This window comes from Vibrio ziniensis (assembly GCF_011064285.1).
Taxonomy (GTDB): domain Bacteria; phylum Pseudomonadota; class Gammaproteobacteria; order Enterobacterales; family Vibrionaceae; genus Vibrio; species Vibrio ziniensis.
This window is the reverse complement of sequence record NZ_CP049331.1, coordinates 1-23,962: the sequence shown is the minus strand read 5'-3', so window position 1 is coordinate 23,962 and position 23,962 is coordinate 1. Positions and strand designations below refer to the sequence as shown.

Annotated in this window: 19 protein-coding genes and 1 riboswitch; of the genes, 8 read left to right on the top strand and 11 right to left on the bottom strand. The window is 44.5% G+C overall.

From position 1 onward, the window contains the following. The first annotated feature begins 21 nt into the window (after positions 1-21). Complete coding sequence (gene ilvD, locus G5S32_RS00095) at positions 22-1,863, top strand: dihydroxy-acid dehydratase (RefSeq protein ID WP_165309929.1); 1,842 nt, start codon at positions 22-24, stop codon at positions 1,861-1,863. Positions 1,864-1,867: 4 nt separating this feature from the next. After that, positions 1,868-3,400, top strand: a complete 1,533-nt coding sequence (gene ilvA, locus G5S32_RS00090) for a threonine ammonia-lyase, biosynthetic (protein WP_165309928.1) — start codon at positions 1,868-1,870, stop codon at positions 3,398-3,400. A 137-nt stretch (positions 3,401-3,537) separates the two neighbouring features. Here ilvA and katG read toward each other — a convergent pair whose 3' ends face one another. Continuing rightward, positions 3,538-5,715 (bottom strand): catalase/peroxidase HPI, encoded by a 2,178-nt coding sequence (gene katG / locus G5S32_RS00085; RefSeq protein WP_165309927.1) that lies wholly within the window; start codon positions 5,713-5,715, stop codon positions 3,538-3,540. Positions 5,716-6,379: 664 nt separating this feature from the next. Between katG and acuI the strand changes: the two genes are divergently transcribed. Then, a complete protein-coding gene (gene acuI, locus G5S32_RS00080) occupies positions 6,380-7,360 on the top strand; it encodes an acrylyl-CoA reductase (NADPH) (RefSeq protein ID WP_165309926.1) in 981 nt (326 codons plus the stop codon). A gap of 32 nt (positions 7,361-7,392) precedes the next feature. Here acuI and G5S32_RS00075 read toward each other — a convergent pair whose 3' ends face one another. Continuing rightward, complete coding sequence (locus G5S32_RS00075; protein WP_165309925.1) at positions 7,393-8,334, bottom strand: LysR family transcriptional regulator; 942 nt, start codon at positions 8,332-8,334, stop codon at positions 7,393-7,395. Positions 8,335-8,462: 128 nt separating this feature from the next. After that, positions 8,463-8,648: a hypothetical protein gene (locus G5S32_RS00070; RefSeq protein ID WP_165309924.1), complete on the bottom strand. Its 186-nt coding sequence runs from the start codon at positions 8,646-8,648 to the stop codon at positions 8,463-8,465. 131 nt (positions 8,649-8,779) lie between these two features. Between G5S32_RS00070 and tusA the strand changes: the two genes are divergently transcribed. Then, positions 8,780-9,043, top strand: coding sequence for a sulfurtransferase TusA (gene tusA / locus G5S32_RS00065; protein ID WP_165309923.1), 264 nt, complete (start codon positions 8,780-8,782; stop codon positions 9,041-9,043). Between the two features lie 92 nt (positions 9,044-9,135). On the opposite strand, the gene G5S32_RS00060 is transcribed toward tusA, so the two are convergent. Together G5S32_RS00060 and G5S32_RS00055 are read right to left on the bottom strand one after the other, a co-directional pair. Then, positions 9,136-9,396: a hypothetical protein gene (locus G5S32_RS00060; protein WP_165309922.1), complete on the bottom strand. Its 261-nt coding sequence runs from the start codon at positions 9,394-9,396 to the stop codon at positions 9,136-9,138. 136 nt (positions 9,397-9,532) lie between these two features. Then, positions 9,533-10,087: a TMEM165/GDT1 family protein gene (locus G5S32_RS00055; protein WP_165309921.1), complete on the bottom strand. Its 555-nt coding sequence runs from the start codon at positions 10,085-10,087 to the stop codon at positions 9,533-9,535. Positions 10,088-10,177: 90 nt separating this feature from the next. Further along, a riboswitch (yybP-ykoY riboswitch) is annotated at positions 10,178-10,293 on the bottom strand. Positions 10,294-10,520: 227 nt separating this feature from the next. On the opposite strand from G5S32_RS00055, the gene glyQ reads away from it, so the two are divergent. The 3 genes from glyQ (at position 10,521) to G5S32_RS00040 (ending at position 15,152) form a co-directional block, all read left to right on the top strand. Next, positions 10,521-11,438, top strand: coding sequence for a glycine--tRNA ligase subunit alpha (gene glyQ, locus G5S32_RS00050; RefSeq protein ID WP_102942836.1), 918 nt, complete (start codon positions 10,521-10,523; stop codon positions 11,436-11,438). Between the two features lies 1 nt (position 11,439). After that, on the top strand, positions 11,440-13,521 hold the full coding sequence (gene glyS / locus G5S32_RS00045; RefSeq protein ID WP_165309920.1) for a glycine--tRNA ligase subunit beta: 2,082 nt from the start codon (positions 11,440-11,442) through the stop codon (positions 13,519-13,521). Between the two features lie 380 nt (positions 13,522-13,901). Next, positions 13,902-15,152, top strand: a complete 1,251-nt coding sequence (locus G5S32_RS00040) for a valine--pyruvate transaminase (RefSeq protein ID WP_165309919.1) — start codon at positions 13,902-13,904, stop codon at positions 15,150-15,152. 40 nt (positions 15,153-15,192) lie between these two features. On the opposite strand, the gene G5S32_RS00035 is transcribed toward G5S32_RS00040, so the two are convergent. Continuing rightward, positions 15,193-15,627 carry an Hsp20 family protein gene (locus G5S32_RS00035; protein WP_165309918.1) on the bottom strand — a complete coding sequence of 145 codons (435 nt, stop codon included), beginning with the start codon at positions 15,625-15,627 and terminating at the stop codon, positions 15,193-15,195. Next, positions 15,624-15,809: a hypothetical protein gene (locus G5S32_RS00030; RefSeq protein ID WP_165309917.1), complete on the bottom strand. Its 186-nt coding sequence runs from the start codon at positions 15,807-15,809 to the stop codon at positions 15,624-15,626. Before G5S32_RS00030 ends, G5S32_RS00035 begins: the two co-directional genes overlap by 4 nt. A gap of 268 nt (positions 15,810-16,077) precedes the next feature. Here G5S32_RS00030 and G5S32_RS00025 point away from each other — a divergent pair, with 268 nt between their 5' ends. Continuing rightward, on the top strand, positions 16,078-17,655 hold the full coding sequence (locus G5S32_RS00025; RefSeq protein ID WP_165309916.1) for an AMP-binding protein: 1,578 nt from the start codon (positions 16,078-16,080) through the stop codon (positions 17,653-17,655). A gap of 88 nt (positions 17,656-17,743) precedes the next feature. Here the strand turns inward: G5S32_RS00025 and gyrB are convergent, their stop codons facing one another. Genes gyrB through dnaA form a run of 4 tightly spaced genes read right to left on the bottom strand, consistent with a single transcriptional unit; the run spans position 17,744 to position 23,862 of the window. Further along, positions 17,744-20,161: a DNA topoisomerase (ATP-hydrolyzing) subunit B gene (gyrB, locus tag G5S32_RS00020; protein ID WP_165309915.1), complete on the bottom strand. Its 2,418-nt coding sequence runs from the start codon at positions 20,159-20,161 to the stop codon at positions 17,744-17,746. A gap of 19 nt (positions 20,162-20,180) precedes the next feature. Then, positions 20,181-21,260 carry a DNA replication/repair protein RecF gene (recF, locus tag G5S32_RS00015; RefSeq protein ID WP_165309914.1) on the bottom strand — a complete coding sequence of 360 codons (1,080 nt, stop codon included), beginning with the start codon at positions 21,258-21,260 and terminating at the stop codon, positions 20,181-20,183. A gap of 38 nt (positions 21,261-21,298) precedes the next feature. After that, positions 21,299-22,399 carry a DNA polymerase III subunit beta gene (gene dnaN, locus G5S32_RS00010; protein ID WP_165309913.1) on the bottom strand — a complete coding sequence of 367 codons (1,101 nt, stop codon included), beginning with the start codon at positions 22,397-22,399 and terminating at the stop codon, positions 21,299-21,301. Positions 22,400-22,458: 59 nt separating this feature from the next. Beyond that, positions 22,459-23,862 carry a chromosomal replication initiator protein DnaA gene (gene dnaA / locus G5S32_RS00005; protein ID WP_165309912.1) on the bottom strand — a complete coding sequence of 468 codons (1,404 nt, stop codon included), beginning with the start codon at positions 23,860-23,862 and terminating at the stop codon, positions 22,459-22,461. Between the last annotated feature and the right edge of the window lie 100 nt (positions 23,863-23,962).

Sequence of the window (23,962 nt, the reverse complement as noted above, 5' to 3'; positions counted from 1 at the left end):
AATAAGGTAAGGAAACACAACATGCCTAAATATCGTTCGGCCACGACTACACATGGACGCAACATGGCAGGAGCACGCGCACTATGGCGTGCAACTGGCGTTAAAGAAGAAGATTTCGGTAAGCCAATCATCGCGGTCGTAAACTCATTCACTCAGTTCGTTCCGGGTCACGTTCACCTTAAAGACTTAGGTCAACTGGTTGCTGCGGAAATCGAAGCGGCAGGTGGCATCGCAAAAGAATTCAACACCATCGCCGTTGACGATGGTATCGCAATGGGTCACGGCGGTATGCTTTACTCACTGCCATCGCGTGAGCTAATTGCAGACTCAGTAGAGTACATGGTGAACGCACACTGTGCAGACGCAATGGTCTGTATCTCTAACTGTGACAAAATCACTCCGGGGATGTTAATGGCGTCTATGCGCCTCAATATTCCGGTGATCTTTGTTTCTGGTGGCCCGATGGAAGCAGGTAAAACTAAGCTTTCTGACCAAATCATCAAACTAGACCTTGTTGATGCGATGATGCAAGGCGCTGACCCTAAAGTTTCTGACGCGCAAAGCGAGCAAGTAGAGCGTTCTGCATGTCCAACCTGTGGTTCTTGTTCAGGTATGTTTACCGCAAACTCAATGAACTGTTTGACTGAAGCTTTGGGTTTATCTCAACCGGGTAACGGTTCTATGCTGGCAACACATGCTGACCGTAAAGAGCTGTTCATCAATGCAGGTCGTCGTATCGTAGAACTCACCAAACGTTACTACGAAAAAGATGACGCAAGTGCACTACCACGTAATATCGCAACGAAAGAAGCGTTCGAAAACGCAATGGCATTAGATATTGCAATGGGTGGTTCAACCAACACCGTTCTTCACTTACTTGCAGCGGCTCAGGAAGGCGAAGTGGATTTCGATATGACTGATATCGACCGCATGTCTCGCATGATCCCTCATCTATGTAAAGTTGCACCGTCCACTCAGAAATACCACATGGAAGATGTTCACCGTGCTGGTGGTGTAATGGGTATTTTGGGCGAGCTGAACCGTGCAGGCCTACTTCATGGAAAAACCAATACCGTTCTTGGTTTAACTATGGAAGAACAACTTAGCCAATACGATGTGATGCAAACCAGCTCTGACGCAGTAAAAGACTTCTTCCGTGCAGGTCCAGCAGGTATCCGTACCACTCAAGCTTTCTCGCAAAATTGCCGTTGGGACACATTAGACATTGACCGTAAAGACGGTTGTATCCGCGAGAAACAACACGCATTCAGCCAAGACGGTGGTCTGGCGGTACTTCGCGGTAACATCGCCCTCGATGGATGTATTGTTAAAACAGCAGGCGTAGATGAAAGCATCCTCAAGTTTGAAGGCCCAGCGGTGGTATTTGAAAGCCAAGAAGATGCCGTTGAAGGCATTCTTGGTGGCAAAGTGAAATCTGGTGATGTGGTAGTTATTCGTTACGAAGGTCCTAAAGGTGGTCCGGGCATGCAAGAGATGCTTTACCCAACCACTTACCTAAAATCTATGGGTCTAGGTAAAGAGTGTGCACTATTAACTGACGGTCGTTTCTCTGGTGGTACTTCTGGCCTATCGATCGGTCACGTCTCTCCTGAAGCAGCAAACGGTGGCACGATTGGGTTGGTGAAGGCTGGAGACACTATCTCTATTGACATTCCAAACCGCACTATTGTGCTACAAGTCTCAGAGCAAGAGCTCGCTGAGCGCCACGCGGAACAAGAAAAACTTGGCTGGAAACCTGTTGATCGTCAACGCACCGTATCTCTTGCACTGAAAGCTTACGCCAGTATGGCTACCAGTGCTGACAAAGGTGCAGTGCGAGATAAATCTAAGCTAGAGGGCTAGATTTATGACCTTAACCCGACAAACTGGCGCAGATTATCTGCGCCAAATCCTTCGAGCTCCTGTCTATGAAGTGGCGAATGTTACGCCACTTCAAGAAATGCCTCGCCTGTCTGCACGTATCGGTAACCAAGTGCAAATCAAGCGTGAAGACCGCCAACCCGTGCACTCATTTAAGCTGCGCGGCGCCTATAACATGGTGGCAAACCTAACTGAAGAGCAGAAAGCAGCAGGTGTTATCGCAGCTTCTGCGGGCAACCACGCGCAAGGTATGGCGTTGTCTGGCACTAAGCTTGGTATCAAAACCACTATCGTGATGCCTCGAACCACGCCGGATATCAAAGTTGAAGCGGTTCGCGGCTTTGGGGGTAACGTCATTCTGCACGGCAGCAACTTTGACGAGGCAAAAGCCGAAGCAGAGCGTCTGTCAGCAGAGAAAGGCTATACCTTTGTTCCCCCTTTTGACCACCCGCTAGTGATTGCTGGTCAAGGCACTATTGGTATGGAGATGCTGCAACAAAACGGCCATCTCGAGTATATTTTTGTGCCTGTTGGCGGCGGCGGTTTAGCGGCAGGTGTCGCAGTACTGATTAAACAGCTGATGCCAGAAATCAAAGTTATTGCAGTAGAACCTGAAGATTCAGCGTGTTTAAAAGCGGCGCTAGATGCAGGTGAACCTGTGGTGCTTGACCAAGTCAGCATGTTTGCTGACGGCGTGGCAGTAAAACGCATCGGTGATGAAACCTTCCGCCTATGTCAGCAATATCTAGACGGTCATATCACGGTATCGAGTGATGAAATCTGTGCTGCAGTAAAAGATATCTTTGAAGATACTCGCGCGATTGCTGAGCCTTCAGGAGCTTTAGCTCTGGCTGGATTGAAAAAATTCGCTGAGAAAAACCAACTAAAAGATAAGAAACTGGCAACAGTGCTATCAGGCGCTAACACCAACTTCCACGGTTTGCGTTATGTTTCAGAACGTTGTGAATTGGGTGAAAAGCGTGAAGGTTTACTCGCTGTAACGATTCCAGAACAAAAAGGGGCGTTCTTTAAGTTCTGTCAAATCATCGGCAATCGTGCTGTAACTGAGTTTAACTACCGTTATAGCGATGACGAACTGGCGAATATCTTTGTCGGTATTCGTTTGGCTGGTGGTCAGGAAGAGCTAAATTCAATCATCAAAGAGCTACGCGCTTCAGGCTATCCGGTTCAGGATCTCTCCGACGATGAAATGGCGAAACTGCATACCCGTTATATGATTGGTGGTAAGCCGTCTAAACCATTGAAAGAGCGTTTATACAGCTTTGAATTCCCAGAATATCCAGGAGCACTGCTCAAATTCCTAAGCACTTTGGGTACTCACTGGAACATCAGTCTGTTCAACTACCGTAACCACGGTGCTGACTATGGTCGCGTACTGTGTGGCTTTGAACTTGAACAATCAGACTTAGAACGTTTCTCTGCTCATCTGGTTGAACTGGGCTATCGCTGTAAAGATGAAACCGACAACCCGTCGTATCGTTTCTTCTTGGCAAAATAAGCCTCTCTATACGAAAGATGAAAGACGAAAGCCATCGAATATTGATGGCTTTTCTTTTGTGCCTCGTTTTAGTTTTGACGCAAAAGAAAAGCTCCCGCCGATGGCAGGAGCTTTCACTGAGCTTAGCGCTTCAAACCTTATTTGATAAGGTCAAAACGGTCAGCGTTCATCACTTTAGTCCAAGCTGCGATGAAGTCTTTTACGAACTTCTCTTGGTTGTCATCTTGAGCATACACTTCCGCGTATGAGCGCAAGATTGAGTTTGAACCAAACACTAGGTCAGCGCGAGTTGCAGTGAACTTAGCTTCGCCAGTCTTACGGTCACAGATATCGTAAGAGTTGCGACCTGTTGGTTTCCAAGTAAATGCCATGTCGGTTAGGTTAACGAAGAAATCGTTAGTCAAAGTACCAACGCGGTCAGTAAACACGCCGTGTTTGCTGCCACCATGGTTAGTACCTAGAACACGCATACCACCGATAAGCACTGTCATCTCTGGCGCAGTCAAACCAAGCAGTTGAGCACGGTCGAGCAACATCTCTTCAGGTGTCACTGTGTAGTGTTTCTTCTGCCAGTTACGGAAACCGTCTGCTACAGGCTCAAGTACATCAAATGATTCTGCATCAGTTTGTTCTGCTGTTGCATCACCACGACCAGCTGCAAATGGTACTTTAAAGTCGTAACCTGCAGCTTTTACCGCTTTCTCGATACCAACGTTACCTGCAAGAACAATCGTATCTGCGATGCTGATACCAAATTCTTGTGCAACCTTAGTCAGCTCAGCAAGAACTCGAGCTAAACGCTCTGGTTCGTTACCTTCCCATGCGTTTTGAGGAGCAAGGCGAATACGAGCACCGTTTGCACCACCACGTAGGTCTGAATTACGGAAAGTACGTGCACTATCCCAAGCTGTAGCAACCAACTCTGATACGGTTAAACCAGTAGCTGCGATCTTATCTTTCACTGCTTCAATATCGTAACCAGTCACGCCTTCTGGAATAGGATCTTGCCAAATCAAATCTTCTGCAGGTACATCTGGACCAACATAGTTTGCTTTAGGACCTAAATCACGGTGCGTCAGTTTGAACCAAGCACGAGCAAACACTTGGTTAAAGTACGCTGGATCTTGGTGGAAGCGCTCAGAAATCTTACGGTAGTCTGGGTCCACTTTCAGTGCCATGTCCGCATCCGTCATCATTGGGTTATAACGGATTGATGGATCTTCAACGTCTACTGGCTTGTCTTGTTCAGCGATGTCTACTGGCTCATACTGCCATGCACCTGCAGGGCTCTTAGTCAGTTTCCACTCGTGCTCTAGCAGCATCTTGAAGAAGCCGTTATCCCACTGTGTTGGATGAGTTGTCCAAGCGCCTTCGATACCACTTGTCACTGTATCGCGACCGATACCGCGAGACTTATGGTTGTTCCAGCCAAGACCTTGTTCTTCAATGTCAGCCGCTTCTGGATCTGGACCCAAGTTTTCAGCTTTGCCGTTACCGTGAGCTTTACCCACAGTATGACCACCAGCCGTTAGCGCTACCGTTTCTTCGTCGTTCATTGCCATGCGAGCAAATGTTACACGCATGTCAGCCGCAGTTTTAAGTGGGTCAGGATTGCCATCCACACCTTCTGGGTTTACATAAATCAAACCCATCATTACTGCTGCTAGAGGATTTTCTAGGTCACGTTCACCTGAGTAACGGCTACCTTCGCCACCACTCTTCGCTAGCCACTCTTTTTCAGAACCCCAGTAAATGTCTTTTTCTGGATGCCAAATATCTTCACGGCCGAACGCAAAACCAAAAGTTTTTAGACCCATTGATTCATAAGCAATGTTACCTGCAAGAATCATCAAGTCAGCCCAGCTGATTTTGTTGCCGTATTTTTTCTTGATTGGCCATAGTAGACGACGCGCTTTATCTAGGTTCGCGTTATCAGGCCATGAGTTTAGAGGAGCAAAGCGTTGGTTACCGGTAGAAGCACCACCACGACCATCTGCAGTACGGTAGCTACCAGCTGAGTGCCAAGCCATACGAATCATCAAACCGCCGTAGTGACCCCAGTCTGCTGGCCACCATTCTTGGCTGTCTGTCATTAATGCTGTTAAATCTTTTTTCAAAGCTTCTACATCAAGCTTTTTTAGTGCTTCGCGGTAACTGAAATCTTCACCAAGCGGGTTAGTTTTCTTATCGTGTTGATGAAGGATGTCCAAGTTTAGTGCATTTGGCCACCAGTCCATTACCGTTGAACCCGTTGATGTCATGCCACCATGCATCACCGGGCATTTTCCTGTTGAATTGTGATATTTGTTATTCATAAGGGATGCTCCTTTCAAAGCAGAAGTTTTGTAATATTCTCTTACATCCAAACCTATTATTTAGATGTTAATATTTCTCAGTTACGAATTAGGTTATATGCTTTTTTATTATTTCAAAATTATTATATTAATAGTTTGAAATATGATCACATTATTTAAACCGATTAAATCAATAAGAGAAATCTATCAAACAGATAAAACTTGCTTAATTACGACATAAAAACCAACACAAAACAATAAAAATCAAAAACTTAAATTCATATTATATTTATATCAATGTATTAAATCGGCTAAAAACCGAGTTAATTCACGTTAGAAAAAGCGAAAAAACTGACAAGAATAAACCCACAGAGACACAAGAAAGCACCTACAATTAGAAAAGAAAAACTCCTACTAATTTATATATATTTTCATATTTAAAAATAAATAACGAAAAACAAAAAATTTAAATATTAAAAATAAAGAAGGACTATTCGTTTTATATTCGCTTCTATATAGCCACAAAAGAATAAATCGACGTCGTCTATACTCAGGCTTAAAAACTATATACCCACATTTACTATGCGTGTTATGCATAGATCTAATGCTAAAGTTTCATTTAATTCATCAAGCTATCAAGGCTAGACTGTAGTCAATCAAGACAAATCACTCGTGGAGGAACTTTATGTTTCAAGCTTTAACTCTTAACCAAGAAGACAAACGCACCATCGCATCGATTGAACAAATTGACGAATCTCAGCTTCCTGAAGGTGAAGTGGTTGTTGCTGTTGACTACTCCTCATTGAATTACAAAGATGGCCTAGCCATTACTGGTAAAGGCAAAATCATCCGTAACTTTCCTATGGTGCCTGGCATTGACCTAGCAGGTAAAGTTATCAGCTCTGAAGATACTCGCTATAAAGAAGGTGATGCCGTTGTTCTAACTGGCTGGGGCGTTGGAGAAAATCACTGGGGCGGAATGGCACAAAAAGCGCGCCTAAAAGCGGATTGGTTAGTTCCTCTTCCTCAAGGCTTCTCGGCCAAACAAGCCATGATGGTTGGTACTGCAGGTTTTACTGCAATGTTATGTGTACAAGCATTGTTAGATGCGGACATTAAACCTGAAGACGGTACTATTCTTGTTACCGGTGCTAGCGGTGGTGTGGGTTCAGTGGCGGTAACACTACTGGCTCAGTTAGGCTACAAAGTAGCAGCCGTAACTGGCCGTGTTGAACAAAATGGGCCATTGCTTGAAAAATTAGGTGCGAGTCAGATTATTGATCGCAGTGAGTTTGAAGAACCTGCACGTCCATTAGAAAAACAAGTTTGGGCAGGTGCAGTCGACACTGTCGGCAGCAAAGTATTAGCGAAAGTGTTAGCACAGATGGACTACAACAGCGCGGTTGCTGCTTGTGGGTTAGCTGGTGGTTTTGACCTTCCAACGACAGTCATGCCATTTATACTGCGTAACGTTCGTCTGCAAGGCGTTGACTCAGTGAGCTGCCCGCTAGAAAAACGTGTTGCTGCATGGAAGAAGCTTGCAGAACTTTTACCTGCCAGCTACTTCGAACAAGCGTGTACAGAGATCGATTTGGCACAAGCTCCGAAATACGCAGAAGACATAACAAACGGTCAAGTGACTGGTCGTGTCGTTATTAAGCTGTAACTTGTCAGTAGATAAGGCTCTAAGAGCCTTATCTATTCAAGCCCCATATCTTCTACCCGCTTCGCTATTAGTTTTCCGCACTCTTCTTTCACAATACTTCTCAACCACTCCTGTACTGGAGAGTGTTCGCAACGCGGATGCCAAATCATTGAATAATCGAAAGGCGTAAAGTGAAACGGCAATGGTTTCACAACGAGATCATGTCGTTCTGCAACTAAGTAAGCGAGATCTGCCGGAACAGTCATAATCAAAGGCATCATATCGATGATCGCCAACGCAGCCTCTAAATGATAAGCACGTAACACCATTTTTCTTGGTGGGTAAGATATTAAGGCTTGTTCAATAAGTGCTTTTACACCATCGCTGATAGCTATCATTGCATGGGGAAACCGCAAATAATCTTGCAGACTCATCGTTTTCTCTGCCAATGGGTGCTGTTTTGATAGCAAGCACAGCACACCGACTCTACCCAAAATCTCATGTTGCAGCGGCTCAATAGCTCTAATCGGTCGACAGATAGCGAGATCAGCGCCTTCATAAGTCAGTTGGTCAATCAGGCGTTCATGCTGAAGCGGCAGGAATTCGAAAGCAACGTTTGGCGCCTCTTTATATATTCGAGGTAAAGCGAAAGGCAGAATAGTCTGCATTGCATAATCGGTTGTGGCGATGGTAAAGGTGTGGTCACAAGAAATGGGATTAAAATCTGTGGGAGAAAGTACCTGCCGAAGCGATTCTAAAGGTTCACCTAGAGCCAAATTTATCGCTAACGCTTTTTCAGTTGGAATAAGGTGTTGTCCCTGACGTGTGAACAGAGGATCAGACAATAAATCTCGTAAGCGCCCTAGTACACGACTCATCGCAGATTGGCTTAGATTTAATCTTTCTGCTGCTCGGCTGACACTGCACTCTTCAACAAGAACTCGTAATGCAATCAGCAGATTCAAATCTCGGCGATAAACGTCTTCTAATTCCACAATAATACTCAGGATTTAAAACAATAAGTCAGAGTGTAACCAATAAATAAAAAAAATCCCGCCTTTCAGCGGGGAAGCCCAAGAAAACTGGGGATAGTGTCGGAATATTGTAGAGCATAGTATGACAATTAATGTTTCTGCTCTTCGGATGAACCTTGCCAGAGGTGCATCTCAAGCCAGATACCAGCGATTGAAGCAATCACGCCAACCAAAGGCATGAGAGATTGTTCAACTGGCGTTTTAATAACTAGTGAGCAAAAAGAGATAAAACACAGAACCGAATAGATGGTCAGTCTATCTAACGCTGTTAACATACAACCCCGCCACTTGTTACCAACTTGTTAATTAAATTAAACCAAATTGTTTCATTTAACAAGTGAATATTGAATAATTTTTCTCCAACAGTATTATCTACGCCCTAAATGTGACATCCGTTAGGTTTACTATGACTTTCAACCCAGAAATTTCCGACAACATCAATGCCGATAAAATATTGGAAGCAGAAGGATTACGCTGCCCTGAACCTGTGATGATGGTCAGAAAGACAATTCGAACGATGCAGGATGGTGAAGTACTGTTAGTTAAAGCGGATGATCCCTCAACGACTCGAGATATTCCGAGTTTCTGTCGCTTTATGGATCATCAATTGCTGTCATCACAAACAGACCAATTGCCTTACCAGTACCTCATCAAAAAAGGTTTGGATTAATTAAGCGGAAATGGAAAGCAATAAAGGCTGTAACGACACACTTAGGTTAACAACGTAATAGTTAACAAAGTGATGTCGTGTCAGCCTTTTGCTTAGTCTTGATTTTCTACTGAACGTAGCTCAGCTTGCAGATTGTTAACTTGCTTTTGCAACGCTCGTATTTCGTTATGTAATGGAATGATGTGAGAAACGCGAATCCAAGATTCAACTGCTAAAGCAGCCATGATGATAGCCCCTGCAACCATAGGTAGCCACATTTCAGTTAACGACATTCCCAGCAAAGTTAAAGCAAAGCCGAATGTAAATAAATAGCTCTGACTTTTAACGCTCATCCCCATGTATCGTGACAACATAAACGAGCCCTCTCATCAAAAAGATTCGCCTATTACACTAGCATGACAAGCGTGACACAAATATGTCAGCCTGCGCATTATTGATTGTTATGTAAACGATAATTGCAACCAAAAATGACAGACTGACAAAAGCGAATTATAAGAAAGCTGTACCAGCAGCTAATGCCAGGAACAACAGAGCTGTCACTTTTCGAATAATGCCTAAAGGAAGTTTGTCTGCCGACAATTTGCCAATCAATACAACAGGTACATTCGCCACCAGCATACCAATCGTCGTCCCTAGAACAACCCACGTTAATGCGTCAGCGAATTGAGCGCCAAGTATCGACGTTGCGATCTGAGTTTTATCGCCGATTTCTGCGACAAAGAACGCAATAAAACTTGCGACGAAAGGACCACGATTCGAGATTTCTTCATCATCATCCAATTTGTCTGGAATTAACACCCAGCCAGCCATCGCTAAGAAACTGACCACAACGACCCATTTAAGGACATCTGGAGATAAATAATCGGCAACAACAACACCTAACCACGCAGCAAGAGCATGGTTAACCACAGTTGCAAGAAAAATAGCAGCGATAATAGGAACCGGTTTACGGTAACGGCTGGCTAACAGAAGAGATAATAATTGGGTTTTGTCACCGATTTCGGCTAAGGCGACTGTTGTAATTGAAATAGCTAAAACGCTCACGACCTACTCATTAGGGTAGGGATTATTATATAAACCAAAGACAAACCCCACGCCCTACCCAAGTTCGCGGTGTTTGTCTAAGGTCTTGCTAAACTCGAAAGGCTTCGAGTCTCGGACGCCATGGTGATTTTGCACCAATTATGTTGACGAACGAATCAATAACACTTGCCTGAGTTATTGATAAGCTACTCCCCAAAGACAGGCGGAATTCTATACAGCATCGTTATTAATCTCAACCCTAAATTCACCATACGCTACCATTTAAGCTTTTCTGTTATTAAAGAATAAAGACCAATAAACGATAAAAACTCTCCTAAAAGAAAGTTTCAGTCAATAAATAGGCAATATTGGCACTACTTTGTCAGGGAATAACTGGGTATACTTGATTGTTATTTTTTATCAATTCAGACAGAAGAATCGCGCGAACCTGACTATGCAAAAATACGATATCAAAACCTTTCAGGGTATGATCCTCGCGCTGCAGGATTATTGGGCCCAACAAGGCTGTACCATTGTTCAGCCATTAGACATGGAAGTGGGCGCAGGTACATCTCACCCAATGACATGCTTACGAGCGCTTGGCCCTGAGCCAATCGCTACAGCGTATGTTCAACCTTCACGCCGTCCAACTGATGGTCGTTACGGTGAAAACCCTAACCGTCTTCAACACTACTACCAGTTCCAGGTCATCATTAAACCGTCACCAGACAACATTCAGGAACTGTACTTAGGTTCTCTGAAAGTGCTTGGTGTTGACCCACAAGTACACGATATCCGTTTCGTGGAAGATAACTGGGAAAACCCAACGCTAGGTGCATGGGGTCTTGGTTGGGAAGTGTGGCTAAACGGTATGGAAGTGACTCAGTTTACTTACTTCCAACAAGTGGGTGGTCTAGAGTGTAAACCTGTTACAGGCGAGATCACTTACGGTATCGAGCGTCTGGCTATGTACATTCAGGGCGTTGATTCTGTTTATGACTTGGTATGGACAGATGGCCCACTAGGCAAAGTGACCTATGGCGACATCTACCACCAAAACGAAGTTGAGCAATCAACTTACAACTTCGAACATGCAGATGTGGATTTCCTATTCACTTTCTTCGACCAGTGCGAAAAAGAGTGTAAACACCTGCTTGAGCTAGAAAAACCTCTTCCGCTGCCAGCTTATGAGCGCATTCTAAAAGCGGCTCACGCATTCAATCTTTTGGATGCACGTAAAGCAATCTCAGTAACAGAGCGTCAGCGTTACATCCTACGCATCCGTAACCTAACTAAATCGGTTGCAGAAGCGTACTACGCATCTCGTGAAGCATTAGGCTTCCCTATGTGTAAAAAGGGTGAGGACAAATAAGATGGCAAAAGAATTTCTAATTGAACTCGGTACTGAAGAGTTACCACCAAAGCAACTTCGCACATTAGCGGAAGCATTTGCTGCAAACTTTGAAGCGGAATTGAAAGCCGCTGACCTTGCTCATGAAGGTATCAAATGGTTTGCAACGCCACGTCGTTTAGCACTTAAAGTCACCAACCTTGCTGAAGGTCAGGCTGACAAAGTGGTTGAAAAACGTGGTCCTGCGGTTGCAGTCGCTTTTGATGCAGACGGTAAACCAACCAAAGCTGCTGAAGGCTGGGCCCGTGGTAACGGCATCACTGTTGAACAAGCAGATCGTCTAAAGACAGACCAAGGCGAATGGCTGCTTTACAAACAAGAAGTGAAAGGCCAACAAGCAAAAGCTGTTGTTGTTGAACTTGCAGCAAAAGCATTAGCTAACTTGCCTATCGCGAAACCAATGCGCTGGGGTGATAAAGAGACTCAATTTATCCGTCCAGTTAAAACGCTAACCATTCTGTTCGGTGATGAACTTATTGAAGGTGAAATCCTTGGTGTAAGTTCTTCTCGTACTATCCGTGGTCACCGTTTCATGGGTGAAGCAGAATTCACTATCGATTCAGCATCTCAATACCCAGCGATTCTAGAAGAGCGCGGCAAAGTCATCGCTGACTACGATGCTCGTAAAGTAACCATCATTGCTGATGCACAAAAAGCAGCACAACAAGTTGGCGGCGTTGCAGATCTAGAAGATGACCTAGTAGAAGAAGTGACTTCACTGGTTGAATGGCCTGTCGTGTTAACAGCTAAGTTTGAAGAAAAATTCCTCAAAGTACCTTCAGAAGCTTTGGTTTACACCATGAAAGGCGACCAAAAGTACTTCCCAGTGTATGACGCAGACAAGAAACTGCTACCTAACTTTATCTTCGTATCAAACATCGAGTCTAAAGAGCCTCGTCATGTTATCGAAGGTAACGAGAAAGTCGTTCGCCCTCGTCTGGCTGATGCTGAATTCTTCTTCAACACTGACCGTAAGAGCAAACTGGTTGATCGTCTTCCTCAACTTGAAACGGCGATTTTCCAACAGCAATTGGGCACAATCAAAGACAAAACAGACCGTATTACTGAACTTGCAGGCTACATTGCTGAGCAAATTGGTGCGGATGTTGAGAAGTCAAAACGTGCAGGCCTGCTAGCAAAATGTGACCTAATGACATCAATGGTATTCGAGTTTACCGATACTCAAGGTGTTATGGGTATGCACTACGCACGTCATGATGGTGAAGCTGAAGAAGTTGCAGTAGCCCTTAACGAGCAATACATGCCTCGTTTTGCTGGCGACAACTTGCCAACCAACGGTGTGTCAGCAGCGGTTGCTATGGCTGATAAGTTGGACACTATCGTAGGTATCTTCGGTATTGGCCAAGCACCAAAAGGCAGTGACCCATTTGCACTACGCCGCGCATCACTGGGTGTTCTGCGTATCATCGTCGAATACGGTTACAACCTAGATTTAGTAGACTTAGTTGCGAAAGCGAAATCACTGTTTGCCCAAGTTGATGGTAGTAGCCGCCTAACTAACGAAAGCGTTGAGCAAGACGTAATTGAATTTATGCTCGGTCGTTTCCGTGCATGGTACCAAGATGAAGGTTTCAGCGTAGACATCATCCAAGCAGTACTGGCTCGTCGCCCAACCAAACCAGCAGACTTTGACCAACGTGTTAAAGCGGTTTCTCACTTCCGTGAGTTGGATGCAGCAGAATCTCTTGCAGCAGCAAACAAACGCGTGGGTAACATTCTGGCGAAATTCGAAGGTGAACTGCCTGCAGAAATCGACCTGTCTCTTCTACAAGAAGATGCAGAAAAAGCTCTGGCTGAAAACGTTGAAGTACTAACAGAAGCGTTAGAGCCTGCATTTGCAACGGGTAACTACCAACAAGCATTGAGCCAACTCGCTGCGCTGCGTGAGCCAGTGGATGCGTTCTTTGATAACGTAATGGTAATGGCAGATGACGAAGCGTTGAAGAAAAACCGATTAACTCTGCTTAATAACCTACGTAACTTGTTCCTGCAAATTGCGGATATTTCACTACTACAAAAGTGATATGTACTCAAACTACTTGGAGTTGCAGGTAGGCGGCAAGTGAGTGAATCCCCATGAACATAGATAAACTATGTGATTGGGGTGAACGAACGTAGACCCCATACCAAAACATAAAGCGCTGCAGCTTCAAGTAGAAAGGGTACAGCGTTTCAGTTTTAACTAGCTAAAACAGCAAAGAGCGGCTAACTCATCGGAGTTGAGCCGCTTTTTTTATTTAGCACAAAATAGTGCTTTGCCTCACAAAAACATTGCGGTATGTTCATTGGCTATTCAAAACGGCAGAGATTCTATCGGCCTATATTTTTAAGTGTAATTCATTTGCACTTTGAATCTATTTATCAAGGGTGAACGCCCTAAAAACAACCACTAGGTAGTCAGTAATGAAGTTTTCCACTTTTGGCGAGAAATTTAATCGATATTCCGGAATCACCCAATTAATGGATGATCTTAATGATGGTCTACGTACACCAGGTGCCATCATGCTTGGTGGAGGTAACCCTGCCGCCATTCCAGAAATGCTCGATTATTTCCGACTGACAACCGAAGAGATGCTGGCGGATGGCTCGTTACTGGCGGGGATGACTAACTACGATGGTCCTCAAGGTAAAGATGTTTTCATTAAAGCTCTGGCGAAACTATTCCGTGATACCTACGGCTGGGATATCAGCGAAAAGAACATTAGCTTAACCAACGGCAGTCAAAGTGGCTTCTTCTACCTTTTCAATCTGTTCGCAGGTAAACAACCAGACGGCAGCTTTAAGAAGATTTTATTGCCTCTCGCACCGGAATACATTGGTTATGGTGACGCGGGCATCGATGAAGATATTTTTGTCTCTTACCGTCCTGAAATAGAACTGCTGGATAATGGTCTATTCAAATACCATGTAGATTTTGAGAAACTAAAAATAGACGATTCGGTTGCGGCTATCTGTGCATCCCGCCCAACCAACCCTACAGGTAATGTGTTAACAGAAGAAGAAATCCACAAGCTCGACCAATTAGCACGTGAGAATAATATTCCACTATTAGTGGATAACGCTTATGGCGTGCCATTCCCTAACATCATCTTTGAAGATGTAGAACCATTCTGGAATGAAAACACCATTCTTTGCATGAGCTTATCCAAGCTGGGATTACCAGGTGTACGCTGCGGCATAGTGATTGCTAATGAGCAGGTAACGGAAGCTCTAAGCAATATGAACGGCATCATTAGTTTGGCACCAGGCAGCGTTGGCCCGGCTCTCGCTCACCGCATCATTGAAAAGAACGACTTACTGCGTTTGAGTGAAGAGGTGATTAAGCCTTTCTATAAACAAAAATCTCAGCGTGCAGTAGAACTTCTACAACAAGCTATTGATGATGAACGCTTCCGTATCCACAAGCCAGAAGGCGCAATTTTCCTATGGTTATGGTTTGACGAATTGCCAATCAACACGATGGAACTTTATAAACGATTAAAAGAACGTGGCGTTCTGGTTATTCCGGGTGAATATTTCTTTATTGGTCAGAAGGAAGATTGGGCTCATGCTCATCAGTGCCTACGCATGAACTATGTTCAAGATGATGAAGCGATGCAAAAAGGCATTGCGATTATTGCTGAAGAAGTGAAGAAGGCGTATCAGGAAGCATAAAACAGACACAAAAAAGCCCGCTTTCGCGGGCTCTTTCATATTAATTCTCTAGTAAGTGCTTGCCGTTAATGGCTATCTTTCTTGGTTGCATCACTTCTGGAATCTCACGTTCCAAATCGATATGTAGCAAACCATTCTCCATATTGGCACCAATCACTTTTACGTAGTCCGCTAATTGGAACTTACGCTCGAAATCACGCTCAGCAATACCTTGATAAACGTATTTTTTTTCTTCTGCTGCTTTACGTTCACCGCGTACGATTAGGGTGTTTTCTTGTTGAGTGATGTCTAGCTCTTCGTCAGCAAATCCAGCCACCGCCATCGTAATGCGGAACTTGTTCTCTTCTTGCTGCTCGATATTGTATGGAGGAAAACCGCCTTGGCTATTTTTCGCTGCGTTCGCTTCCATCATGTTTAGAAGACGATCAAAACCAATTGCGTTACGGTATAGAGGAGTAAAATCTACAGTTCTCATAATAAGTATCCTTCTGTGAAGCAATATTTAAAAACAATCATTAATGAAGCGAACTCTCCTTTAGGACGAGTCAGTGGAAACCCACCAGCTGCGGCATTTCCTGCTTCGTAAATAGATATAAGGTCAACTTTCTCTCTTTCAAGCCCGTGATAAAAAATTTTTGTGTTGTAGAAAAATGCCATATCGCATCTGACTGCATAAAAAGTGATAAAAATATCAAGAGTCTTGGAGGCCTATCACAAATTAACACCAATCCGCACAATATACCGTTCAGGACTATAGCCAAATAAATTCGGTAGGTTAGACTCGACAATGTTAATGCAATGTTAAAACAATAAGGACAATTGATTGTCCCATCCCTACATATTTAACCAGCCTAGATGACGCTACTTTCCATAACACACATACACCTACTCAGTAGCCGTCACGCAATAAAGGAACGGATAGAACATGATCAACGACGCCTGCTATTATCAAAATAAATTCAATAACGTCGCACAATTACTGGAAGATGGATTTTCCTGCTTTAGCGAAAAACCCGCTTTTCACAGCTTGGGTCAATCCCTGAGTTTTGCTGAAATAGAGCAGAAATCTCGTTATCTTGCTCAGTGGTTTCAACATCAATGTGGATTGAAAGCTGGTGATCGCATCGCCATTCAACTTCCCAACCTGACTCAATATCCGATTGTTACCTACGCCGCTTTTCGCGCAGGTCTGGTTATTGTCAATACTAATCCGCTCTACACCTCAAGAGAGATGAAGCATCAGTTCAATGATTCAGGTGCTCGAGTTCTGGTTATTCTGGAAGATTTAATGCCTAAATATCAGGCAATTAAAGATGAACTGTGCATAGAGAAAGTTCTGATCACCGCCGCACCCGATCTACTTACTGGTAAACAACAAGATCGCGGCGACTATTTTGATTTCAACTCTGTGATCAATGAAGGCTCGCATCTGCCTCCAGTGTCCAAAAATGACGCGCAGATTAACGATATTGCTGTTATCCAATACACAGGCGGTACCACAGGCATCTCAAAGGGAGCCTGTTTAACTCACCGCAATTTAATGGCGAACGCTTCGCAAATGAATATTCGTATCAGCCAAAAAACTGAGTCAGAGGGCGAAAACTTTGTCTGCCCTTTACCGCTTTATCACATTTACGCCTTTACAGTGAACCTGATCAGCCTGTTTAGTTTAGGTGTGCAAAATATCCTGATCCCAAACCCTAGGGATATTGATGGCTTTGTTCAAACGCTCAAAGACGTACGTTTCTCTGGCTTTTCAGGCATCAACACACTGTTTATGGGACTTTGCCAGCATCCAGAGTTCCCGTCATTGGATTTCAGTCAGCTCAAAATCACCTTCTCTGGAGGCTCTATGCTGACCAGTAAAGCCTACAACACATGGTTTGAGATCACCGGCTGTACCATTACCGAAGGTTGGGGCTTATCAGAAACGTCACCGGTAATTACCTTAAATGAGTTCAACAAAGAACAAGTAGGATGCGTAGGCACGCCCCTTCACGCCACAGAAGTACAGGTTTGGGATATTAACAACCAACCGCTAGCGCAGGGTCAAATTGGTGAGCTGGTGGTGAAAGGACCACAAGTAATGTTGGAATACTGGCAGCGCCCTGATGAAACCGCGAACTCGATTATTAATGGTTTCTTCAAGACTGGTGATGTGGGCTTAATTAAAGATGATGGACATATCCAAATTGTCGACCGTTTAAAAGACATGATTATCGTCTCTGGCTTCAATGTGTATCCAAATGAAGTGGAAGATATTTTGTGTAGCCACCAGCACATTACTGAAGCAGCCGTAGTTGGCGACCATGATGAAAAAGCGGGTGAAATAGTGCATGCGCATATCGCAACCCTAGAACCATTAGACGAAGGGGATATTATCCACTTCTGCCGCCAACACCTGACTAACTATAAAGTGCCAAAGCGCATCACTTTCCATCAGCAATTGCCAAAATCTGCGGTTGGAAAAGTACTGCGTCGTGAACTACGTAATACCCAGTAGCTAAGGTGTGAAATATCAAAATCGCAGACATTAAAAAGGCGCACTCTAAAGTGCGCCTTTTTGTTATTTCAACTAACTCGTGCGTGAATTACACGTCTAGGTTAGCCACTTTCAGAGCGTTGTTCTCGATGAACGCACGGCGTGGTTCAACTTGGTCACCCATCAATGTGGTAAACAGCTCATCAGCACCCACAGCATCTTCGATAGTAACTTGCATCATACGACGAGTTTCTGGGTCCATAGTGGTTTCCCAAAGCTGATCTGGGTTCATCTCACCAAGACCTTTGTATCGTTGTAGAGACAGACCACGACGAGACTCTTTGATCAGCCAATCAAGTGCTGAAGCAAAGCTGTCTACTGGCTGTGTACGTTCACCACGTTTGATGAATGCGCCGTTTTCAATCAAGCCATGTAGAGCTTCTGACGTATCGGCTAGTTTGCCGTACTCTCTTGAGTTCAGCAGATCCACACTGATTAGGTATTCGTAGGTTACACCATGAGTACGAACCACCAGTTTCGGTGCATAGAAGTTTTGCTCAGCGTTGTGTTCTACTTGGTAGCTGTATTGGCTAGCACCAGACTCTTTCGCATTTAGTTGTTCAACCAACACTTTAGTCCATGCATCCACTGCCGCTTGGTCTTTGCATTGTTCAGCCGTTAGACGAGGAACATACATGAACTCTTGAACCATAGCGTATGGGTAACGACGGCTCATACGACCAACCAGTTTAACCGCTGCATTATACTGGTGTACAAGTTGCTCAAGAGGAGCACCCGCTAAAGCAGGAGCATCGGCGTTCACATGCAGTTCAGCACCATCCAAAGCTAGAGAAACTTGGTATTGTTCCATTGCGTCTTCATCTTTGATGTACTGCTCTTGCTTACCTTTCTTCACTTTGTAAAGTGGTGGCTGAGCAATATAGATATAGCCACGCTCAATAAGCTCAGGCATTTGACGGTAGAAAAAGGTCAACAGTAGCGTACGAATGTGCGAACCGTCGACGTCAGCATCGGTCATGATGATGATGTTGTGGTAACGCAGTTTGTCTGGGTTGTATTCATCGCGACCGATACCACAACCTAGTGCAGTGATCAGTGTTGCTACTTCCTGAGAAGAAAGCATTTTGTCAAAACGTGCTTTTTCAACGTTTAGAATCTTACCTTTTAGAGGCAAAATCGCTTGGTTCTTACGGTTACGTCCCTGCTTGGCTGATCCGCCAGCAGAGTCCCCTTCCACTATGTATAGTTCAGACAGTGCAGGGTCTTTTTCCTGACAGTCAGCAAGTTTGCCAGGAAGACCGGCAAGGTCTAATGCGCCTTTACGACGTGTCATTTCACGAGCTTTACGTGCCGCTTCACGTGCGCGTGCAGCATCAATGATTTTGCTACACACCATTTTCGCTTCAGAAGGATGCTCAGCAAGGAACTCATTCAGTTTCTCACCCATTGCCGATTCAACGGCGGCTTTCACTTCAGATGAAACCAATTTGTCTTTGGTTTGGCTTGAGAATTTTGGATCAGGAACTTTAACTGAAACCACCGCAGTTAAACCTTCACGAGCATCGTCACCAGACGTCGCTGTTTTGGCTTTCTTGCTGTAGCCTTCTTTGTCCATATAAGTATTTAGTGTACGAGTTAACGCAGCACGGAAACCGGCTAAGTGAGTACCACCATCACGCTGTGGGATGTTGTTGGTAAAGCAGTAAATACCTTCTTGGAAGCCGTCGTTCCATTGCATCGCAACTTCAACGCTAATGCCGTCTTCACGCTCTGAGTTAAAGTGGAAAACTTTTTCGTGAATTGGCGTCTTGTTACGGTTTAGGTGAGTTACAAACGCCTGAATACCACCTTCATACATGAAGTGGTCTTTCTTATCTTCTTCACGATCGTCAATCAGTTTGATTGATACACCAGAGTTCAAGAATGAAAGTTCGCGTAGACGCTTAGCAAGAATATCGTAGTGGAATTCGATATTGGTAAAGGTGTCAGCACTTGGCCAGAAACGTACAGTGGTACCGGTTTTTTCAGTATCACCAACCACACTGAGTGGCGCTTGAGGCACACCGTGGTGATAAGTTTGAGTATGAACGTGACCACCGCGGTAAATTGTCAGTACCACTTTTTCAGATAGCGCGTTTACTACCGACACACCTACACCGTGTAGACCACCAGATACTTTATAAGAGTTATCATCGAACTTACCACCAGCGTGCAGTACCGTCATGATAACTTCGGCTGCAGATACTTTTTCTTCTGGGTGAAGCTCAGTTGGGATACCACGACCATCATCGCTAACCGATACTGAGCTATCTTCGTGAATAGTAACGATGATGTCTTTACAGTGACCTGCTAACGCTTCATCTATTGAGTTATCCACCACCTCAAAAACCATGTGGTGTAGACCGGTGCCATCATCAGTGTCCCCGATGTACATACCTGGACGTTTACGTACTGCGTCCAGACCCTTTAGTACCTTAATACTCGATGAATCGTAATTATTCGACATGAGTTACTCTCTGACTAAATTATCCTTGCTCTATTGTGCCATGTTCCACATGAAACATCTTGCTGTTTGGCTCGACCATGTCGGCAACTTGGCTTTGAGTAATAGAACTTACAAAAACTTGAGCCTGCGTCGCTTTCAAGCAATCTGCAAGACGCTTACGACGCTGGCTATCGAGTTCGGAAGCAAAATCATCAATTAAGTAGATGCATTGCTTCCCGGTCAACTCAGTTAAGTGTTGGCCCTGTGCGACACGTAGTGCACACACCATTAATTTCAGTTGCCCCCGAGAAAGAACATCTTCCACTGGAGTACCGTTAACTTTTATCTTCAAATCAGCTTTATTTGGACCACTGAAGGTGTAGCCAAGCTGTTGATCACGTTCGAAGTTTTTTTCCAGTATCTGCTGGTACGGGGTGTCTTTATCCCAACCGCGATAGTACTTTACCGCAATATCGAACTCCGGTAAAAACGTGCGGCACAATTCTTCGGCAACCACTTTCATTTGCTCAACGTAAGTTCGGCGCCATTGGTCAATATGCTCAGCCAACAAGGCTAATTCCTGATCCCAATAGCTCAGCTCACGGTAGCTGGTCGCAGTTTTGAGTAATGCATTACGTTGTTTACTTAAACGCTTAAATCTTCCCCATGCATCAAAAAATGCCGGTTCCGAATGAAACACGCCCCAATCGATGAATGCTCGGCGTTGTTTCGGTCCATCCGTTAATAAATCAAAGCCTTCCGGATGAATCAACTGCAAAGGTAAAACTTGTGCCAACTGTGCCAATTTTTGCCCTGATTGACCGCCTATTTTAACCTCAGTTGAACCGTCACGCTGCTTATTAATACCAATAGGTAACTCAAATTGATCCGAAGTCAAAAAACGCCCGTGAACAAACAGTTCTGAGCACTCATTTTGAATCACTCTCCCAGTGAGCGAACTTTTAAAAGAGCGACCATGCCCAAGCAGATAAATCGCTTCCAAGACACTGGTTTTGCCACTTCCATTGACACCAATAAGAAAGTTAAAGCCTGATGATAATGAAATATCACAGGCTTTAATATTACGAAATTGCTGAATAACCAGACGCGTAAGCGGCATAGCGCGAAGTTAAATCCTTAACTCTTAATGATAAATAGTTACAGACGAATTGGCATAACAACGTACATCGCGCTGTCATCTTCAGCATTTTCCACCAGCGCACTGGCGTTAGCATCTGACATCGAGATACGTACGTTATCACAACGAAGGGTATTCAACACATCGAGGATGTAGCTTACGTTGAAGCCGATCTCAATCGTGTCACCTTCGAAGTTTACATCTAATACTTCTTCCGCTTCTTCCTGCTCTGGGTTATTCGCTGTAATACGCATTTCGCTATCAGCTAGATTGACACGTACACCGCGGAATTTTTCATTCGACAGAATTGCAGCACGTGAAAAACACTGACGTAATTCATCACAGTTAGCAAGTAAAACTTTGTTGGTACTTTGCGGCATTACGCGGCGATAATCAGGGAAACGGCCATCAACCAGTTTAGACGTGAAGACAAAGTTGTTCACATCTGCGCGCAGGTTTGAACTACCAATTTGTAGTACCACTGATTGCTCAGGCGCATCCAGTAGCTTCACAAGTTCCAGTACACCTTTGCGTGGCAGGATAATTTGCTTATGCGCAAAGTCAGCACCCAATTCGGTTTGAGAAACCGCCATACGGTGACCATCAGTCGCCACTGAACGCAGTGTGCTACCATCAATTTCAAATAGCATACCGTTTAGGTAGTAGCGTACATCTTGGTTTGCCATCGAAAACTGTGTTTTCTCAATCAGACTACGCAATTCGCCTTGAGTCAGTGAAACTTCAACTTCGCTTTGCCAATCTTCGATATTAGGGAAATCATTGGCTGGCAAGGTTGCAAGTGAGAAACGGCTACGACCAGAGCGCACTTGAATGCGGTCGCCCTCTAACACCACAGTAATCACGGCTGAATCAGGCAGGCCACGGCAGATATCAAGAAATTTACGTGCGGGAACGGTAATGCTGCCTGCTTCAAAATCGCCTTCCAACGTGACACGACTGATCAATTCTACTTCCAAATCCGTTGCCGTCATCGACAATTGATTATCTTCAACTTTAATCAGCAAGTTACCTAAGATAGGCAGTGATGCTCGGCCACCTAGAGTGCCCGAAACTTGTTGTAGAGGTTTAATGAAGTGGCTACGTTCGATTGTAAATTTCATAGTGTGCTCTTAAACGATAGACGGAGAAACGACGCAAATCAGCGCAAACTATAGCGCAATTATGATGAAAGCGTACGAATCAAGTTCGAGTAGTCTTCTTTTATGTCGTGACTCTCTTCGCGCAGTTGCTCAATTTTACGACATGCGTGAAGCACAGTGGTATGGTCACGGCCACCGAAAGCATCGCCAATTTCTGGCAAGCTGTGGTTAGTCAGCTCTTTGGCTAATGCCATCGCTAACTGACGTGGACGCGCTACCGAACGTGAACGACGTTTTGACAGTAGATCCGCCATTTTGATTTTGTAGTATTCAGCGACTGTCTTTTGAATGTTATCAATCGTTACCAGCTTCTCTTGTAGAGCCAGCAAGTCACGCAGAGCTTCACGTACAAAATCAATAGTAATTGGGCGACCAGTAAAGTTCGCATTGGCGATGACACGGTTTAGTGCCCCTTCCAGCTCACGAACGTTTGAACGCAGACGTTTCGCAATAAAGAACGCCACTTCATCTGGCAGATGAATTTGATGGTCTTCCGCTTTTTTCATCAAAATCGCCACGCGAGTTTCTAGCTCTGGCGGCTCAATCGCAACCGTCAGACCCCAACCGAAACGAGATTTTAGGCGATCTTCTACCCCATTAATCTCTTTTGGATAACGGTCAGAGGTTAGGATGATTTGCTGATTACCTTCCAACAAGGCGTTGAAGGTATGGAAGAACTCTTCTTGAGAGCGCTCTTTATTGGCAAAGAATTGAATGTCATCGATCAATAACGCATCAACACTACGGTAGTAACGTTTAAATTCTTCAATCGCGTTATTTTGCAGTGCTTTAACCATGTCCTGAACGAAACGCTCGGAGTGCATGTAAACCACTTTCGCATTCGGCTTATTATCAACAATAGCGTTACCCACAGCGTGTAAAAGGTGGGTTTTACCTAAACCTGTACCGCCATATAAGAATAGTGGGTTATACGCAGCTCCTGGGTTATCTGCTACCTGACGAGCAGCAGCCAAACCTAATTGGTTCGATTTACCTTCAACGAAGTTATTGAACTTATGTTTAGGGTTAACGTTAGAGCGGTAAGTGATGTCGGTTTCAACCGACTCGTCATCCCATGTTTTATGGACAGGACGACGCTGCGCTAGCTGAGCAGGAGCCGATGATTCTGCGGCTACATCCGCGGCTGAACGAACAGGTGCTGGTTTAACAGCGGCGACAGGCTTACTGCCTACTTCAAAACGCAAGCTTGGTACGTCGTTACCACAATACTCTTTCAACAATAAGTTGATGTTATTGATATATTTATCGCGAACCCAATCAAGAACAAAACGGTTCGGAGCAAACAAAGTGAGAGTATTATCATTGAGCTCCGCCTGTAACGGACGAACCCACATGCTGAATTCTGCTGCTGGTAATTCTTCTTGAAGCTGTTGCAAGCATTGCAACCAAAGCGAAGATGACACGGTGCTCTCACTCTAATCAGATGATCGATAAAGGTTGATAATTCTACCTGTTGATAACTAAGATCGCCAGCAATTGATCGAAGTTCCAGTGAATAAGATC

Excerpts from the sequence above, each read along its gene's own strand:
- ilvD (WP_165309929.1), top strand. The coding sequence starts at position 22 with ATGCCTAAATATCGTTCGGCCACGACTACACATGGACGCAACATGGCA.
- ilvA (WP_165309928.1), top strand. The coding sequence starts at position 1,868 with ATGACCTTAACCCGACAAACTGGCGCAGATTATCTGCGCCAAATCCTT.
- katG (WP_165309927.1), bottom strand. The coding sequence starts at position 5,715 with ATGAATAACAAATATCACAATTCAACAGGAAAATGCCCGGTGATGCAT.
- acuI (WP_165309926.1), top strand. The coding sequence starts at position 6,380 with ATGTTTCAAGCTTTAACTCTTAACCAAGAAGACAAACGCACCATCGCA.
- G5S32_RS00070 (WP_165309924.1), bottom strand. The coding sequence starts at position 8,648 with ATGTTAACAGCGTTAGATAGACTGACCATCTATTCGGTTCTGTGTTTT.
- tusA (WP_165309923.1), top strand. The coding sequence starts at position 8,780 with ATGACTTTCAACCCAGAAATTTCCGACAACATCAATGCCGATAAAATA.
- G5S32_RS00060 (WP_165309922.1), bottom strand. The coding sequence starts at position 9,396 with ATGTTGTCACGATACATGGGGATGAGCGTTAAAAGTCAGAGCTATTTA.
- glyQ (WP_102942836.1), top strand. The coding sequence starts at position 10,521 with ATGCAAAAATACGATATCAAAACCTTTCAGGGTATGATCCTCGCGCTG.
- glyS (WP_165309920.1), top strand. The coding sequence starts at position 11,440 with ATGGCAAAAGAATTTCTAATTGAACTCGGTACTGAAGAGTTACCACCA.
- G5S32_RS00040 (WP_165309919.1), top strand. The coding sequence starts at position 13,902 with ATGAAGTTTTCCACTTTTGGCGAGAAATTTAATCGATATTCCGGAATC.
- G5S32_RS00035 (WP_165309918.1), bottom strand. The coding sequence starts at position 15,627 with ATGAGAACTGTAGATTTTACTCCTCTATACCGTAACGCAATTGGTTTT.
- G5S32_RS00030 (WP_165309917.1), bottom strand. The coding sequence starts at position 15,809 with ATGGCATTTTTCTACAACACAAAAATTTTTTATCACGGGCTTGAAAGA.
- G5S32_RS00025 (WP_165309916.1), top strand. The coding sequence starts at position 16,078 with ATGATCAACGACGCCTGCTATTATCAAAATAAATTCAATAACGTCGCA.
- gyrB (WP_165309915.1), bottom strand. The coding sequence starts at position 20,161 with ATGTCGAATAATTACGATTCATCGAGTATTAAGGTACTAAAGGGTCTG.
- recF (WP_165309914.1), bottom strand. The coding sequence starts at position 21,260 with ATGCCGCTTACGCGTCTGGTTATTCAGCAATTTCGTAATATTAAAGCC.
- dnaN (WP_165309913.1), bottom strand. The coding sequence starts at position 22,399 with ATGAAATTTACAATCGAACGTAGCCACTTCATTAAACCTCTACAACAA.